This is a genomic window from Paenibacillus sp. FSL R7-0198 (genome assembly GCF_038000415.1).
GTDB lineage: Bacteria > Bacillota > Bacilli > Paenibacillales > Paenibacillaceae > Paenibacillus.
The window spans coordinates 844,391-863,630 of record NZ_JBBOCB010000001.1; the positions used below are offsets into that span (position 1 = coordinate 844,391).

A 19,240-nucleotide genomic window follows, 5' to 3' on the forward strand; every position below is an offset into this window, starting at 1 on the left:
AGAGATTTTTTCTCCCCTATATAGTAGGTTTGAACTCATGAATCAACTATACTAAGCAAAGGGCTCGCTTTCCCTCCGGGATTGCGGGTATTTTGTTTTTTGGAGATATCTGTCCGATCAGACACTTCGAGCAATAGCAATATCGTTCAAGAAAATTCCTTCTTTGCAACCTATAATGATCTTAACTTACCAGAAAGAAGGTGCATCATGACTCGGGAAGTCCGGACTGTCGTTTTTGATACCGACTTACAGCTAGAAGCTTATCAATTTGAAGGCATTATGCAGAAGTTTCCCAATCATTTTCATGACTATTACGTCATTGGATTCATTGAGCAAGGCAAGCGACACCTCATCTGCAACAACGAAGAATACATTCTGAATAGTGGCGACATGATTGTTTTTAATCCACATGATCCTCATGCCTGCGAACAGGTCGATGGCAGAACCCTCGATTATCGCTGTATCAACGTCCAGCCTGAGGTTATGCGAGAGTATGCAAGAGAGATTACTGGACAAGCTTACTTGCCACGGTTTACATCCCCCGTTCTCTACCAAAGTGAACTTGTGGGTTCCCTGCACGAGCTGCATCAGATGATTCTGGAGGAGCAATCCGATTTCTGCAAAGAAGAATTGTTACTCTTTCTGCTGGATCAATTAATGCGAGATTATTCGGATGCTGAACCGCCTGTATCCACTCAGGATGTTACCACAGAGATTAGACGCATATGTGATTACATAGAAGCCCATTACATGGAGATCATCTCGCTGAACGAGTTAGCTGATTTGACGGAGATGAGTAAGTATCACTTGCTGCGTTTATTCACTCGTCAGAAAGGCATATCACCTTACCGCTACCTGGAAACGATTCGCATTAATCAAGCCAAACGTCTGCTGGAACAAGGTCTGCTTCCCATTGAAGTAGCCGCACAGACAGGATTCAGTGACCAGAGCCATTTCACGAATTTTTTCAAAAAACTGATCGGGCTGACGCCGAAGCAATACAGACGTATCTTCAACCATGATACGGAATTGAAACGAACCATCGATAACCTCGTATGACGAGTCATCATAACACCAATGCCGCTACCGGACATTTGCTCGCCTTATTTACCATATTGATCTGGGGAACTACGTTTGTCTCGACCAAGGTTCTGCTGATTGATTTCACTCCTGTAGAAATTTTATTTTTCCGTTTCCTGATCGGGTATTTGGTACTGTTATTGATCTATCCACGTTCACTGCGGACCGCCTCATTCAGAGAAGAATGGTTATTTATCGGAGCAGGTTTATGCGGGGTGACGTTATATTTTCTTATTGAAAATATTGCTCTGGTGTACACAACAGCTTCCAACGTGGGGGTTATTGTCTCCATCGCTCCGTTCTTCACTGCCGTGCTCGCCAATTTCTTCCTGGATGGTGAGAAGTTAACTCGCCGTTTTCTGATCGGATTTGGGATTGCCTTGAGCGGCATCCTACTCATCGCACTGAACGGCAGTTTCATTCTGCAACTGAATCCGGTAGGTGATCTGCTTGCTTTTATAGCACCTGCGGTATGGGCGATATATTCTGTACTAATGCGGAAAATTGGCCAACTTCGTTATCACACCATTGGTGCGACCCGCAAAGTATTCTTCTATGGCCTAATCTTCATGCTGCCAGCTCTGTTCCTGTTTGAATTCCATTGGGATCTCGGACGCTTCACGAATATGACCAATCTCCCCAATATTCTCTACCTCGGTCTGGGTGCCTCCGCGCTGTGTTTCGTGACCTGGAACCGGGCTGTGAATCTTCTCGGAGCTATCAAAACGAGTGTATATATCTATCTGGTGCCTGTCATTACTGTTGTGTCATCTTCACTGATTCTTCAAGAGCAGATAACCTGGGTGATTGTACTCGGTGCGTTCTTAACCCTATTTGGCTCATACATTTCAGAGAGAACAGGAAACAAGCTTAACAACAAAAACACTAATCCGCATAGGGGTTAGTGTTTGTTTCATTTTTTACTGATAAAACTGGACATCGTGGTTGACCACCGTTGACATGAGCAGAAGTCATTCATTTTATCTCATTTAATTGAGACAGCAGAATCTCCAGTTCCACTTGCTCCAGATGACGCCATTGCCCCCGCTCCAGTTGATCCAGCGTAATATTCATAATTCGGATGCGCTCCAGCTTCAGGACTCGGTACCCCAGGGCTTTGCACATTCTGCGGATCTGCAGGTTGAGACCCTGTGTCAGAATAATACGAAATACATTGTCACTCTGCCTATACACTTCGCAGGGCTTGGTCACCACATCCAGAATTTCAACACCTTCAGACATGGACTTTACAAATTCGTCTGTTATGGGTTTGTCTACGGTCACTACATATTCTTTATCATGATTATGCTCCGAACGCATCATCTTGTTTACAATGCCTCCGTCATTCGTAAGCAATATCAGCCCTTCAGATGCCTTATCCAGCCTGCCTATCGCAAATATGCGAGAAGGAAAATTCATATATTGAATGATATTCCCTTCCACATGTGCTGCTGCTGTGCAGACAATACCGATGGGTTTATTCAGAGCAATATAGACAGGTTTGCTGTCATTACGAGGAATCTCCTTGCCATCAATAAGGACCACATCATGAGGTTCAACTTCGGCTCCTTTTTCACAAACCCTGCCATTGATCGTTATGCGTCCGGCCGCAATTAAACGGTTCGTTTCCCTGCGTGAGCAGAATCCCGTTTCACTTATGTATTTGTTAATTAACATGTGTCACCACTTCTCATCTATAGTATTGCCACTGGTTCTTAGAGTGCTGGTACGTTCATTCGCTTCGTGCAATGAGTTAGTACCTTGTACTGATTTTCATTCCACATCATCTCATTTATACTGAAACGAAGCAATAAATTGTTATATAAAAACACATACAACGTTACATAGGAAAACCAAAATACACTCTGGAGGGAGTTTCTCATGTACAAAGTTACTCGATTTACAGTTGACCCCGATGATCCCAACCAAGACTCTGGCATGTGGATTGGTGGAGAAACGGCATACGTTTCCGACTGGCCACTCAACCCTGAGGGTCAGCCTTTATTACATCTGTTCTCCATCAATTGCAATACACTTTCAAAGCAGGCCCATATCCCATCTTTACCACAAGATAAATATATCTCGGTCTTCTCAACCTACTCCGCCTCCGAATATTTTCTGGATCAGGTAACCTATACGGGAGATGAGCTGGAATGGAACGAGAATATTCTTGCCGGATGCACTTATGTGTCGGTTTCTTCGCATCCACTCACTTCCGTATGTCCCGTTCCACCCATTCCGTTAAGCGGCGTACGTTTGATTGAAATGGAGCTTCACGATCAGGAGTTTCCTGCATTTTCATTTTTCTCTTCCACTTTACCAAACGGCGTGAAAGGAATTGACCATTTGCTAGAGGAATATCAACTGGTGTGTCAAATGTATTCCGGAGATTTTCCTGAGCCTTATCGGGATATATTGGGTCTTCCCGATGCAAACGGTTATTTATTTTTACGGAGAGGTCCCGCGTCTGCTCACGCACCATTGGATGGAATTTTCTTTGTACAGACTGCTTAACAGCGATACGTTGAGATCAGTTATCATCATATAAACGGCTAATCAGAACGTTTCCCGTCTACCTAGACAGGGAACGTTTTTTTTATATGCACGTTTTACTATTCTCGATCAATACAGATGCCAAACCCTGTTAAAAGGTCATATGAATTAAATCATATCTACCCTTTCGACACGAAATCGTTTTAGAAAAAACTTAGCACGAGAAATATTTCTCTTCATCAAAATTTAACATTATTTTACAACAAAAAGCATGTACATTTGCACATTTATGGTATAAGTTATATATGAAATAAACATTTATTACATAATATAAAAATTTCATCCAACTAGGAGGCGGGCTTTTGAAAAGAATATTCGCTCTAAGCTGCGGTTTTTATCTGTTAATCGGCATAACCAGCGTTGTACTCGGCGCACTTCTCCCTGTTTTATTGACATATTATGAGCGCGGTTACAGTGATGGCGGATTTTTGTTATTTCTGCAGTTTCTTGGATTTCTTGTCGGTGTACTTGTAGCTCCTGCCCTGACAGCCCGTATCGGAAGAAAAGCTATGCTGACCCTTGCCCTGATCTGTATTGTAGCCGCCTATACATTACTCGGTTTTCTGCCATCCTGGTCTGTAGTTCTTCTTCTCACAATTATCGTAGGTTTCGGTTCAGGTATCATCGAACCCTCTGTAGGTGCATTCACGATCGAATTCACTGAGAATCAAAAGGCGGTCGCCATGTCCAAGCTGGATGTCTTCTTTGCTCTTGGAGCACTTCTCATCCCGGCTGTCGCTGCTTTATTCATCTGGATGGATCAGTGGCATCTTACTTTTTATACGGTGGCCGTGTTGTCACTGGTTCTTATGCTGCTGTGGATCACTATGCCCCGTCCAGCCGCACTGTATCTGGAACAGGCTGGCGAGAATACAGTGGCACATACAGCAGGCAAAGCCCAATATTCGAGAAAACATCTAGGTCTGCTGACGATCTTTGTCATTTTCTTTTTCATCTACATGGGATTGGAACTGGGATTGATGAACTTCCTGCCCTCCATTCTCGTAGAACGATTGCACCTTCAGGAATCTGTCGCATCGCTGAGTGTCTCCATCCTGTGGATTGCGATGATCATCGGTCGTCTTTTCTCCGGAAAAATAGCGGAAGCCGTCAACTATATGCCTTTTCTGATCTGGAGTACGGTTGGCACGCTTTTGTTTACGGTCGCTATGGTATTTGTAACTGGACAGTGGGCAACGTATGTGCTCATCTTCGGAACCGGTCTGTTCATGTCAGGGCTGTTCTGTATCGCACTGGTCTACGCAAATGTTCTGATTCCCGGTATGACCGAGCGGACAACCAGTATCCTGATCGCATCGGGTGGTATTGGAGGTGCCATCTTGCAGTATGTGACTGGATGGAGTATGAGCACAGGGCCTGTCGTGAATACGATCTGGATTTTGGCCGGATTCTGTCTGATCCTGCTGCTCACATTGATGATCTCTCATCTATGGACTGTAAAAAATAATGCAGTACGTACTGCTCTCGCACAACATAGTAAGGAAATGTAAACATCGTTTCTTAAGGGAGGTGATGCCCGCATCATCCGGGATTGTTGAGCTTCGTTCGAGTTAGTACACCATTATATTGGAGGAAATCGTATGCAAACTTTAACCAACAACCGCTTCATAGCCGGAAAAGGGATTAAGTTGATTGACGATTCAGGTGTTGAATACCTGGATGGCGTGTCGGGCACGTTCAATCTGTCACTGGGCTATAATCACCCACATGTTGTCAGCAAAATTCAGGAACAAGTCGGCAATCTGACGCATATGTCTTCCTCCTTCACCGAACCGTACGTAAATGAAGTACTTGATCACTTAATCGAATATGCTCCAAACGACATTAATGCCGGATGGATGCGGGATATCACTGGTTCAACTGCCAACGAATGTGCAACCAAAATTGCACAGAAGTATACCGAATCAACAGACATCATCAGCCTGTATCTGTCCCATCATGGGCAGACCCAATTTGCCACCGGGATTTCGGGGAATGCCTTCCGGCGGAAACGGTTCCCCAATTCGGCTGTGGCTAACGCTGTCCATGTACCTGCCCCATACTGTTATCGCTGCCCATTCAAATCCTCAAATGGAGACTGCGGCTATCAATGCGTTGAAGCTATATCTGATGCGATAGAATATGCAAGTTCCGGCTCAGTCGCATGCATGATTATCGAACCCATTCTTGGAAATGGCGGCAACATCATCCCTCCCGCCGGGTATTTCAAACGTCTGCGTAAACTGTGTGATGAGTACAATATTATTCTTATTGCTGACGAAGTGCAGACAGGCATCGGTCGTACCGGAACCATGTTCGCCAGCGAACTGTTTGATATCCAGCCTGATATGATTACCCTTGCAAAAGGTCTTGGCGGGATCGGTGTACCTGTTGCTGCGGTATTAATGCAATCCCGGCTGAATGTGCTCGAAAAGCACGAACACTCCTTTACCTCAGGAAGCAATCTGATCTCCGTAACCGCTGCCAAATCCACCTTGGAAGTGGTATCCGAACCCGGGTTTCTGGATGCCGTAAAACGCAAAGGTGAAATTTTGGGTGAATTGCTGCATGAATTGGCTATGAAATACCCAAGTATCGGTGAAGCTCGTGGTGTCGGGTTAATGTGGGGGTTAGAGATCGTAGGTGACGGTAATGAACCGGATACGCTAAAAACCAATGCCATTGTTGACCGTGCTTTTACAGATGAGCATCTAATCTTGAGAAGTTCAAGATATGGCTTCGGTAACGTTGTTAAGGTCCGGCCTTCCCTTACCACAACCGAAGACGAACTGGTAGAGATCGTGGAGCGACTGGATTCGGTGCTTGCCAGCGTTCATTAAAACATTTCAATGCAACTGTTCGAAGTGGTCGTTTCGGTTACGAATCGTTCTTATGATCGCTGTTATCCACGGATTTTCTTGATTTTCCTTTCCCAAGGGAAAAATCCGTTGATAGCGTATGCTTCCGAAGCAGCTTTCTTTCAGAAAGCTTTTAGGCTAACGCTTCGCTTCTCCAGAATCGATTTCGTCCCCTTCACTACTTTCGTATCTTGTCAAAAACTGTTTAAGATGAATCGCTATTTTTATATTTTATATAATTACAAGGAGGTTATATCATGCTTGCATTGGTATACAAATCGGCTTGGGATGTGGCGCTTGAGGAACGGCCTGTTCCAGAAATCATGAGAGATAATCAAGTGTTGGTTCGTATTCGAGCAACTGGTGTATGCGGTACCGATCTCGGTATTGTCAGCGGCAAATATCATGCGGTCCCTTCTGTCATTCTCGGTCATGAGTCTGCCGGGGAAGTCATTGCTGTTGGCTCTGCGGTAACGACATTACAACCGGGCGACCGTGTTGTGATCGACCCTACCTACTATTGCGGACAATGTGACATGTGCAGAACAGGCAGACAAAATCATTGCACACATAAGTCTGTTACCGAGACAGGTGTGAGTGCTGACGGAACATTTACAGATTATTATGTGACCGAGGATCGTTTTTTGTACAAATTGAAGGATCATGTGAGATATGAAGAAGCAACTTTGACGGAACCGCTCAGTTGTATGCTGACGGGGATTAATCAGATTCATTTATTGCCGAATTTCAGAACGATCATCCTCGGCGCAGGCCCGATTGGCATTCTGTACAGCTACGCGCTCGCTTCTAAAGGGGTCACCGGCTGTCTGGTCGACATCTCCGAAGAACGCTTAGCCATTGCCGGTTCCATTGCACCTGATCGTTGGGAAGTTCATTCATCCTTCGAAAATGCAATAGAATCACTGTCACCCGCACCCCATCAGGTCGATATGATTGTTGATACAACGGGCGTTGTGGGCACACAAGTGCTCTCCCAGCTCGCCAGCGGCGGTTACCTGATGCTGGTTGGTCTGAGAGATGGAAACACATCCTTCAATCCCAAGGAAGTTGTGGACCGTAGTCTAAAAATTATTGGTTCCATCGATTCTCTGGGCACATTTGCAACCGCACATTATATGATTGAACAAGGGATTATTCCGGCTAAAAAAATCATCACCCACTCCTTCCCGTTGGAGGATTACGAAGAGGCTTTCCGCACACTTGGCTGCGATATTCAGGGACGCACACTTCAAGCCTCCTCACATGCTATTAAAGTAGTGTTGCAATCCAGTGGTTCCAGTTTCTAAAGTGGAACGTTAACCATGAATGGGTTAGATTAGAGATATATGTTTACACAATCCTGGAGGAGGAATACAGCATGGCAGCAAACAAAGAGTCTGACGGACTGGGAACGCCCAATGATGACATCATCCAAGCAGTCATTTTTGACATGGATGGTGTACTGATTGACAGCGAACCGATTTATTTCGAGATTGAGCGCAGCTCTTTTACCCATTTTGGAGCCAGGGTGACGGAAGAAGAACATCATACCTATGTTGGAGTTACGCTGGAATCCATGTGGCAGCAAGTATTGGACAAACATCAACTGACAGCTACGCTGGAAGAAGTATTTGCTTATCATCAGCATAATGTGATGCAAACCATGCTTGCCCATTCGAATCTCATAGCAATGCCTTCCGTGGAACGCTGGTTAAGCTGGCTGCATGAGCAACACGTACCCATAGCCGTTGCTTCTTCCTCTCCACGTGCACTGATTGATCTGATCATGGACAAAACCGGACTTGGACAATACTTTGAGGTGCGAATGACAGGTGAGGAAGTTACAAACGGCAAGCCGGCACCAGATATTTTCCTGACCACCGCTGAGATGATTGGTGCATCCCCTTCGAATTGTCTGGTGATCGAGGACTCGCGCAATGGTGTTCAGGCCGCCAAAAGTGCAGGCATGCGCTGCATCGGATATCGTAATCCGGGATCAGGCAATCAGGACTTGTCCAAAGCCGATCTTCAGATTTCCAATTACGATGAGTTATGGACATTGAAGGACACACTGCCCTTTGAAGGCAGATTGCCAAGTTTGGCAAAGTTTCGCTGAGAAGATCGTAATAAAAAGATCGTAATTTTGGAATGAGTATTTAGAAAAAAACAACCCAAACGGCTTCAATTCATTCGAATTGGAGCTGTTTGGGTTTTGCTTGCTGCAATGGGTGTTACATGAGGACACATGCTGTAATTTCAACTAAACCGAAAGATCAAGACTTCCACCCAGATTGGGATGAGGAGCAGGCACTGACTTCAACATTTCCGCCATCTGCTGGCCTTGCTGCTGTGCCATGTCTTTTGTAATCGACATCACTTGCAAGCTTGCCGACTGCACTACTGAAGCTTGGCTCATCGCCATTGATAATGCTGCAATATCCATGTTCTGCACTCCTTTCACTTTCTCATTACATAGATGTACTTATTATATATCGGTCAGAAGGGAGGAATTGTTAAAAGGTCGATCAAAATGTATACGGAAATGCATTCCATTCAATCATAACCACCCTCAGCTTCAGGCAGTTCCTTTGCATCATTAATGGAGCATAAAAAGGGGATGCCATAAGTCATGAGCATGACTGAGGACATCCCTTATTAACGTTATTTTGTTCTAATGAACCTGGCACACGCTATTCGCTCTGATTTGCACAAGTCTATGGTGTAACGAATCACAGAGACGTTATTTCGTCGATTGGGTCGTTTTTTAGGTTCTGACACCCTGATATGATGAAATAACGTTACTTAGGTTCGTTAAAGTTTGCCGTTCACATCGAATCTCCCTCTTAAGACGCGTCAGATTCGTTAGCGCTTTGAGTGAGGAGGAAACTCACTTTTGGAGCGGCCCATTACTTGTGCATTAATAACTGTTCGACGTACTCAACGCAAGTTCGTTTATTTTAACTTCCGGGTTACTTACCACCTGTTGAATCATGGAAATAAAGTGTTTTTGAATCTGTTCAACGGTAGATAAGTCATACACATTGGCATTGTACATCAATATGATCTTCATGTTTTCATGAGGCTTGACAATCAAGGTAAAATCAAAACTATTATGTTCTGTACCCCCAATATTCATAATCTCAAGCGGTGTTTCACCTTTCTGACCCAGACTCTCCATTCGGTTCTCTACCGGGAAGTTCTGATACACAACAACATGGTTAATCAGAGATTGTTTTTGCTTGGTCAGATTTTGAATATCATTTAACGAATACGTATCATATGCATGTGACTCCACAGCTTGTGCCTGATTCCTTTTCATTAGAGATATAAATGACTCATCGGCCTGAGCCTGGATACGAACAGGAATCGCATTAATAAATAATCCAATCATACTTTCGATCCCAGGAATGACAGGTGGTCTGCCCGACACAACACTTCCGAATACAACATCATTGCTTTCATTGTATTGCTGCAACAATACACCCCAGGCAGTCTGCACTAACGTATGGAGCGTTACATGCTGCTGTTCCGCAATCTGTTTCATTTGCTCGATTAGTACATCATCCAAATTACAGTTTAGCGTTCTGGAATCCTGTCTTTCATGTTTTGGTTTGATTTTTTCTCCAGGCAATTTCGTTTGCCCTTCATAACCTTCCAGGTAATGACTCCAATACGTTATTGCACCTTGATGATCTTGCTGTTCCAGCCATTCAATGAATTGACTATACGGTGTTAATAGAGTCACTTGAGGCTTTCTATTTTCCCGAATCGCAAAATAATTTTCAAATATCTCTTTGCTTACCAGAGACATACACCAGCCGTCCATCAAAATATGGTGAAAACTCCATATGACACGGTATTCCTCAGGCTTTGTTCGTAAAACAGACATGCGTATTAGCGAATCTCGTTGTAAGTCAAATCCTCTTGCCTTGTCCTGCTCAATATACTCGTCAACATACGTTTTACGTTGCAGCTCACTTGTGCCAGCTACAACTTCATAGTTAAATTCAAATTTCTTCTCTTGATACACGATTTGAAGAGGGATGTCCATGAAATCACTGTAAAAATTAGTTCTTAATATCGCATGCCTTTGCATTAATTGATCCAAGCTTTGCGCAAAAGAGGTAACATCCAAATCACCACGCATGTCAAACATGATTTGTACAAAGTAAGCGCCGGAAATTGGATTCCGTTCACTTTCGTACAGCATTTCCTTCTGTAATGGTGTAAGTGGGTACACATTTTCGATTCGACCGATGTGCCCAGTTTGTTCCACGATTTGATCCAATTGATCAATGGTTAATGACTTGCATGAAATATCACTTGGCGTAAGCTCGGTTTGTTCCTTCGTTACACAATGTTCAACGACTCTATTAAGACCTTCCTTATAGAGACAAGCCAGTTGCTCCATCGTTTCCCGGCGATATTGTTTTGAACTATAGTTAATGGACAGCGACAACCGTCCCTCTGTAACAATGCCATTGATATTAAGCACAAATGGTCTCTTGTTGTTTTCACTTACGGATGGTCCGCTGAAATAAGGCGAGAATTTAATGCCATCTTGGCCCGAATCCTGATTCACCTGTCCCATATAATTGAAACTAATTTCAGGATTTTTCTCTAACTTGAATCCTTCATTTCCATGTGACAAATACCTCGAAATTCCGTAACCGATGCCCTTGGTTGGGATCTGGCGCAGTCCTTCCTTGACGGTCTTAATCTTCCTTGATAAGTCAGCCCCGGACTCCATCGTAATCATAACGGGGTACATGCTCGTAAACCATCCCACTGTACGCGTAATGTCCAGCTCTGGCAGAATGTCTTCTCTACCGTGTCCTTCCAGATTTACGAGGATTTCTCCCATGCCTGTCCAATCATGAACAGCCATTCCCAATGCCGTTAGCAATATATCATTAATTTCCGTATGGTACGCATGATGTGTTTGCTTTAATAATTGCTCGGTTTCCGCTGCTGTCCAATGAATAGTGATCGTTTCACTATCTTTGCCAATCGTCTCATCACAATCCATATCTTTTGGCAGCGGGCTTAGCTGGGCCTGCTCCACATGACTCCAGTATGGATTCTCTTGCTTCATCGCCGGGCTGTCTGCAAACGTAGACAATTGTTCTGCCCATTGTTTAAACGAGGTCGTTTTTTGAGGAAGCCGGATTTCTTGGCCTCTCAGGAACTGGTCTTGCCCTGTCTGAATATCTTCATATAAAATACGCCATGAAACCCCGTCTACCAACAAATGATGAATGGCAATAAGCAGGTGATCCCCTTGAGCACATTGGAACAACCCAAGTTTGATCAAAGGTCCGTGAGACAGATCCATACCACTCTGAATTTCTTTTGCTTTATTTTCAATGAACGATGCAGGATCTGCTTCTGTTTTGAGGTCAACGATTTCAAGGCTGTATAATCCATCTTCGTCTGCCCCTCGGTTCCACGCTTCATATCCGCCTTCAGGCGCTTGTCGATAAAGGGTACGTAGAGCATCATGCTGTTTAACGATCTTATCCATGATGCTGTGAATGAAGCGGACATCAAACCCTTTTTCACGAAAGAACATCATTTCCTGATTGTAATGATGTGCGTCCACCATATTTTGATCAAAGAACCAGCGCTGAACAGGTGTCAGCATCACTTGTCCCGTAACTTCCCCTTGGTCAGAAATAGTGCTCACGGATGTAACGTGTTCACTCAACTCCGCTACTGTCGGATAGGTGAAGAAATGCTTCATTTCCACTTTATACCCTGCTTGAAGCAGTCGTGAGGAAACTTGAATACATTTAATCGAATCGCCCCCGAGTTCAAAGAAATGATCTGATGTGCTAATCTTCTGCACACCAAGCACAGCTTCCCAGGCAGAGACGATCGCTTGTTCTACAGCGTTCTGCGGCGCCATATACTCGGTCCCTTTTTGCATATGTTCTTGTGGAGATGGTAATCCCTTACGGTCAACCTTCCCATTGGAAGTTAATGGTATATGCTCTAATTGAACAAAATAAGACGGGATCATATAATCCGGAATTTCATGAGATAATGCCATTCTGATTTTCTTCGCTGTCAGTGAGCTGTCGCCTTTCCAATACGCACACAACTGCTTCGAACCATCCTCATGCTCACGGGCAATAACGACCGCTTCCTGAATGGAGTCTATTTGCAAAAGCGCTGTTTCCACTTCGCCAAGCTCAATTCGGTAACCGCGAATTTTCACCTGATGATCGATTCGTCCCAGATATTCAATATTGCCATCCGGCAGCCATCTTGCGGCATCTCCTGTGCGATACATTTTCCCTTCTGTAATCCATGGGTGATCAACAAATTTCTCTGAGGTTAAATCAGGACGGTTCAGATACCCTCTGGCAAGGCCCTCACCTGCTACAACTAATTCTCCCTGAACACCGATTGGTTGAATCCGTTGATGTTGATCTAAAATATAGGTCTGCAACGTTGGGATTGGTTTTCCAATATTGCTCTTTCCAGCATTTATTTCAATGTCGGTTATTTCCTTATACGTTACATGAACCGTTGTTTCGGTTATCCCATACATATTAATTAACTGGATAAATGGATATTTCAGCTTCCAATCCTTCAATAACACGGGATTGAGGGCTTCTCCTCCAAAAATCACTTTTCTTAATTTCAGATCTGCTGCATGACCTGCCAGTTCTTCTTGAAGAAGATGATAGAAATACGTTGGCGTTTGATTCAATATCGTCACTTGCTCGTCTTTTAACAATTGTAGAAATTGTTCCGGACTTTTTGCCGTCATTTGAGGTACAATAACCAGTTTTCCGCCATAGAGCAATGCCCCATACATTTCCCATACCGAAAAATCAAAGCAAAAAGAATGGAATAAGGTCCATATATCTGATGTATTAAAATCAAACAAATTTTTACTGTTGAACAACAATCGAACCACATTTTTATGTTCAATACATGTCCCTTTTGGTTTACCTGTCGTTCCTGAGGTATAAATTACATATGCCAAGCCTGTTGGTGCAGCAGTCACTCCCAAGTTGGAATGATCTTCATGATAGGAATCAGGTAGATCTAGGCAAACGACCTCTCCTGCAAAAGAGATGCGTTCTTTCAAATGACTTTGCAGCAATAATACATGTACACCCGAATCCTCAAGCATGTAGTTTACACGTTCCTCTGGATATTCGGGATCAATCGGTACGTATGCGCCACCTGCTTTCAAAATCGCAAGGATTCCTACAACCATGTCTAGCGAACGATCAGCGATGATCCCGATTAACTGATCATTTTGAATGCCTTTAGCCTTCAGCGTTCTTGCCAATTGGTTGGCTTTCTCGTTCAGCCCTTGATAGGTCAAATGTTGATCCTCAAATACAACCGCAACGTGTGCAGGAGTTCTTGCCGCTTGTTCCTCAAACAGTCCATGAATCGTCTTGTCCATTGGGTATTCAGCCATAGAATCATTAAACTGTTCCAAAATTTGCGTTTTCTCCTGTGTTGTGGTCAAGTCAATGTCATGGATAGGGATAAGCGGATTGTTGACCACTTGCTCCAGCATTCGAATCAAGTGACCTTGAATCCGTTCTACGCTTGACCGATCATAAACGTTAGCATTGTAATAGAACATGCATTTTATGGATTGGCCTGGTTTGATAATCAGGTTAAAGTCATAATTCGTTTGTTCATCTGCTTCTACATTCGTAATCCGAAGAGCTGTCTCTTCCTGATCCCCAAACTGTTCCATAATGCCCTGTACAGGATAATTCTCGAATATCAGGATATGATCAATCAAATTTTGCTTTTGCGATGTTTCCGCTTGAATCTCGTATAACGGATACGTGTCATGTGGATGCGAAGCCACAGCTTGTTCCTGATTCCGCTTCATAACCGCTGCAAATGTCTCGTTACCTTGAGTCTGAACGCGTACAGGAATGGTATTGATGAATAAACCGATGATTCGCTCAACTCCGACAATCGCCGCAGGTCTGCCCGACACCACGCTTCCGAATACGACATCCTCACTGCCGTTATATATCTGTAGCAACATTCCCCAGGCTGTCTGCATAAACGTATTCAGCGTCACCTGATTCTGACTGGCCACATGTGCGATTTGTCCGGTTAATTCCTGACTTAATGTACAAATCATATGCTCTGAATGATATTCATCACTCTTCGTAATTGAATGTTCTTTTGGCAAAGTGGTCTGCTCATCATAACCTTGCAAATAGTCACGCCAGTATTTCAGGGACTCTTCATGATCTTGGTTGTCCAGCCATTCAATATAATGTTTGTATGGAATCGTACTCTTTGCCTCCAGTTTTCGTTGTTCCTGAATAGCAAAGTATCCATCAAACAACTCCTGAATTACAAGCGACAGGCACCAGCCATCCATCAGAATATGATGATAATTCCAAATGAAACGATAGGTTTGGTCATGCGTTTGCAAGATCGAAATACGCATTAACACATCCTGAGACAGGTCGAAACCTTTTATTTTATCTGCTCTTGTATATTCTGCCACGTATGCTTCACGATCTTTTTCATTCATCTCACGCAAATCTTCGTATATTAGCCCATTCCGTTTATGACGGTATACCACTTGCAGAGGTCCATTCTTCCATTTGCTATGAAAATTTGTTCTGAGAATCGAATTTCGCTGCATCAACTGATCCAGACTCTTCGTAAAAGCTTCCACGTCTAACGGACCATGAAGATCCAGCGTGGTTTGAAGGAAATACGCTTCCGATTTTGAATGAAGCAAATGATGAAAGAACATCCCATTTTGCATCGGTGACAAAGCATATATATCTTCGATTTCACCAATGTGTTCCGATTCTTGAACAAATCCTTCTAATTCTTCAATCGTAATTCCTTTTAACGTTAGATCACTTGGTGTACATTCCGGCTTCTCTTTTGTCACACAATGCATCACTATTTCTTGCAGATGATCTCTAAAATATGTTACCACTCGCTCCATCGTTTCTTTTTGATATTGGGTGCGACTATACCGAAGTGACAACGTCAATTTGCCTTCCACAATTAAGGCATTCATATCGATAAGAACATTTCTTCTGTGATTGTCGCTTGCTGTTGCTCCGCCTGGATAGGGAGAGATCTGCATCCCACTATTCTGAAGATCCTGATCAAATTGTCCCAAATAGTTAAAACTAATTTCAGGATTCGAGGTAAAGGGCGTTTCTTGCTGATGTGCACTTAAATATCGTAAAATACCATAACCAATCCCTTTTTTAGGGATTTGACGAATCATTTCTTTGTTTGTTTTGATGAAAAGAGACATATTTGAACTTGTTTCCATATCAAGTACAACCGGATACTGGCTCGTAAACCATCCGATCGTTCGTGTAATATCGAGATCCGGTAAAATTTGTTCTCTTCCATGTCCCTCCAGATTGACCAGCACTTTATCCATGCCCGTCCATTGGTGAATAGACATGCCTAATGCATGGAGCAGCAAATCGCCAATCTCCGTTTTATACGCACGATTCGCTTGTTTTAATAATTGCTCCGTTTCTGCCGCTGACCATTCCATGGTGATTTCTTCACTGTCTTTTTCCAGTGCATGATCCGCTTCGAAATCTGTAGGTAACGGCTTATAGCTTGCTTGTTCAATTTCATTCCAATATGCAATTTCTTTCGTTACCGCATCACTGTTCGCATACAACTGGAGCTGTTCTGCCCATAATTGAAAGGAAGCCGTTTTTTGCGGTAGTTGAATGGGTTCGCCATCACTTAATTGTTCATAACCCCTCGATAGGTCTTCGATCAAAATTCGCCATGAAACTCCGTCGATGACTAGATGATGAATAACGATTAGTAGATGATCTCCGTCTGCACATTGAAATACGCCCAGCTTCATCAAGGGTCCACGTTCCACGTTAAACTTGCTTTGCATTTCATTTGCCTTCTTCTCGATTTCTTGAGACGGATCTGCTAATGACCTGAAGTCCATCACTTCAAGTGTATATAAGGATTCCCTTGCCAACCCTTCATTCCACGCTTCATAACCCTGTTCTGTAAGACGATATACTGTACGAAGTGCATCATGATGCTCACTCAATTTATCGAATACACGGCGAAGTGTGACTTCGTGAAAACCTTCTTTCCGATACAACATCACGGACTGATTATAATGATGGGCATCTACCTTGTATTGCTCAAAAAACCAATGCTGGATTGGAGTCAGCATCACTATTCCAGTGATGATTCCCTGTTCTGACAGGGTACTTATGGGTTGAACATAGGGAATCAAGCTTGCTATGGTTGGATTTTTAAACAGATGATCCATCTGCACCTGGTAACCTGCTTGATATAACCTTGAAGAGACTTGAATGGATTTAATCGAATCTCCTCCAAGCTCGAAGAAATTATCCAAAATCCCAATGTTCTCTACCCCAAGTACCTCTTCCCAGATCGATACAAGTTGTTGTTCCACCATCGTTCGGGGTGCTTCGTACTCCATGCCCTTCAACATATGTTCTTTGGGAGCAGGCAAAGCTTTGCGATCGATTTTCCCGTTAGACGTGAGCGGCATCTGATCCAGTTGTATAAAATAGGACGGAATCATGTAGTTTGGCAGCTGCTGGGACAGCGCCTCCCGCAGTTCCCCGATCGTGATTGCATCCTCTCCTACCAGGTATGCACATAATTGTTTGGTTCCCGTTTCATCTTCTCTGGCTATGACGATGGCCTCTTTTATCTGGGTACTATTTAGAAGAGCCGTCTCCACTTCACCAAGTTCAATCCGGTGTCCACGAATTTTCTCTTGATGATCTACCCTTCCTATATACTCTATGTTCCCATCGGGCAGCCATCTTGCGAAGTCACCTGTCTTGTACATTTTTGCTCCCGAAACAAATGGATCATCCACGAATTTCTCCGCAGTCAGATCTGGACGGTTCAAGTAACCTCTGGATAGCCCTGCTCCGGCTACACATAATTCTCCCTGAACTCCAATAGGCTGCAATTCATTCCGTTCTCCTAAAATGTAGACTCTATTGTTCGCAATGGGCTTCCCGATTGAAATCTTTTGATCTGCCGACTTGATCGACAGAACTGTGGATACAACACTATTTTCAGTTGGACCGTATTCATTACACACTTCGATGCGTGGATTGATGCGCTGCAATTTGTGTATTAAGGCAGGAACAATTTTCTCTCCCGCAGCCACCACATTTTTCATGGATGCCCAATCTTCCCCGCTTACTTGTTCCAATAGGGTCATCAAGAAACTGGGTGGACTTTGGATGTGCGTGATTTGCTGTTTTTTGACCATCGTATTGATGGCTACAGCATCTTTACACTGTTGCTGGTTTAACAAATATACCGTCGATCCAGATATTATCGGACCAAAGAAGTGGGTAATAAACGAATCAAACACGAAGGGATTCAGCATTAATACCCGATCATCTCCGGTAAAATGATAAAAATCCGATTTCCATTGCAGGGAATTCACAATGCTGGCATGTTCAATCATTACGCCTTTGGGATGACCTGTTGTTCCAGACGTGTAGATCATGTATGCCAAATCACTGGAGATCGCTCCATCTACCAAATTTAAATGATCCTCATAGTGATTTATTTCAGAATCCAGAATGACACATGTCCCTGCATAATGTTCCGGCTTCTGTATATGACTTTGATGCAGCAACGAAGCAACTTTTGAATCCTCAAGGATATAGTGAATACGGTCTGCCGGATATTCCGGATCGATTGGAACATAAGCTGCCCCAGCTTTTAAAATACCGAATAAACCTACGATCATCTCAAGCGAGCGCTCTGCCATAATGCCAACGAACTGACCCGCCTGCACCCCCTTAGCTTGAAGCAATCGGGCCAATTGGTTGGATTTTTGATTTAACTCTCTGTACGTTAACTGTCTATTCTCAAATACGACTGCCGGATAGTCCGGTGTTCGTTCCACCTGTTCTTCAAATAATTGATGCATCGTCTTGTTCTGTGGATACTCAACCCTTGTATCGTTAAAGTCATATAACAGCTTGTTTCGATGAAACTCTGATAACATATCGGCATGACTTAACTCCAGATCAGGTTGGTACAGCACAACGGATAACAATTGGTCAAGATGTTCTACAACTTGAACCATATACTCTCGATCATAACGATCATCATCATAAACTAATCTTAACTGAATGGAGTCGTTCTCCAGATCAAAGTGGAACATTGTCGCCGCTTTTACGTTATTTTCATCAAGGTCAGGATGAATTTCATTCAACGAAACCAAGGTATGAATCAGAGGTACATGGTTCGAATCATACTGAACATTTAAACGTTCAACCATTTTTCTGAAAGGGATTCGTTGATGCTGAATAGCTTCGGTTAAACTGGTCTTCACTTGATTAAATATGGATTTGAATGTCATCGCATGATTGATATTATTTTTTAAGACAAGAACCTTATTCGAGAGCGATAGATCATTGTTCTTTTCTTCCATCGTAGGTATGCCAATAATCATCTTGGTTTCATTCGTGTATTTATATAACAGACACTGAACTCCCGTTAATAAGATCGTATATATTGCCATAGGAGCATTTCGCGACATGGACTTGATTTTATATGAAACATCGGCTGACAAAGACTTATATATAGCATTCTGGTGCTGCGTATCGTCTGGGTGTTTGGAGGTTGTTTTGCAATAAGGCAAATGAACAAGATGATCATCATCTTCAAATCGGCTTGCCCAATACGATTCCTGTTTCTTAAAAATAGACATACGGCACCCC

At 43.4% G+C, this 19,240-nt stretch carries 10 protein-coding genes; 7 read left to right on the top strand and 3 right to left on the bottom strand.

All coding sequences use genetic code 11. From position 1 onward, the window contains the following. The first annotated feature begins 207 nt into the window (after positions 1-207). Entirely contained in the window at positions 208-1,059 is an 852-nt protein-coding gene (locus tag MKY87_RS03490) for an AraC family transcriptional regulator (RefSeq protein ID WP_340962934.1), read from the top strand. After that, positions 1,056-1,985 (top strand): DMT family transporter, encoded by a 930-nt coding sequence (locus tag MKY87_RS03495; RefSeq protein ID WP_340962935.1) that lies wholly within the window; start codon positions 1,056-1,058, stop codon positions 1,983-1,985. The genes MKY87_RS03490 and MKY87_RS03495 overlap by 4 nt, the downstream gene beginning before the upstream one ends. A gap of 70 nt (positions 1,986-2,055) precedes the next feature. Here the strand turns inward: MKY87_RS03495 and MKY87_RS03500 are convergent, their stop codons facing one another. Further along, a complete protein-coding gene (locus MKY87_RS03500; protein WP_340962938.1) occupies positions 2,056-2,757 on the bottom strand; it encodes a pseudouridine synthase in 702 nt (233 codons plus the stop codon). Between the two features lie 204 nt (positions 2,758-2,961). On the opposite strand from MKY87_RS03500, the gene MKY87_RS03505 reads away from it, so the two are divergent. From MKY87_RS03505 to MKY87_RS03525, 5 genes are all read left to right on the top strand, one after another. Next, a complete protein-coding gene (locus MKY87_RS03505) occupies positions 2,962-3,594 on the top strand; it encodes a DUF1963 domain-containing protein (RefSeq protein ID WP_340962940.1) in 633 nt (210 codons plus the stop codon). Positions 3,595-3,935: 341 nt separating this feature from the next. Further along, the gene (locus tag MKY87_RS03510) at positions 3,936-5,144 is read left to right on the top strand and encodes an MFS transporter (protein WP_340962941.1); all 1,209 of its coding nucleotides are present in this window, start codon (positions 3,936-3,938) and stop codon (positions 5,142-5,144) included. A 90-nt stretch (positions 5,145-5,234) separates the two neighbouring features. Then, complete coding sequence (locus MKY87_RS03515; RefSeq protein WP_076250125.1) at positions 5,235-6,473, top strand: aspartate aminotransferase family protein; 1,239 nt, start codon at positions 5,235-5,237, stop codon at positions 6,471-6,473. 275 nt (positions 6,474-6,748) lie between these two features. Further along, a complete protein-coding gene (locus tag MKY87_RS03520) occupies positions 6,749-7,798 on the top strand; it encodes a zinc-dependent alcohol dehydrogenase (protein ID WP_340962944.1) in 1,050 nt (349 codons plus the stop codon). Positions 7,799-7,869: 71 nt separating this feature from the next. Further along, positions 7,870-8,607 carry an HAD family hydrolase gene (locus tag MKY87_RS03525; RefSeq protein WP_340962945.1) on the top strand — a complete coding sequence of 246 codons (738 nt, stop codon included), beginning with the start codon at positions 7,870-7,872 and terminating at the stop codon, positions 8,605-8,607. Between the two features lie 144 nt (positions 8,608-8,751). Here the strand turns inward: MKY87_RS03525 and MKY87_RS03530 are convergent, their stop codons facing one another. Together MKY87_RS03530 and MKY87_RS03535 are read right to left on the bottom strand one after the other, a co-directional pair. After that, positions 8,752-8,934 (bottom strand): YjfB family protein, encoded by a 183-nt coding sequence (locus MKY87_RS03530; RefSeq protein WP_017687882.1) that lies wholly within the window; start codon positions 8,932-8,934, stop codon positions 8,752-8,754. Positions 8,935-9,408: 474 nt separating this feature from the next. Further along, on the bottom strand, positions 9,409-19,230 hold the full coding sequence (locus tag MKY87_RS03535; protein WP_340962948.1) for an amino acid adenylation domain-containing protein: 9,822 nt from the start codon (positions 19,228-19,230) through the stop codon (positions 9,409-9,411). Positions 19,231-19,240 lie beyond the last annotated feature (10 nt).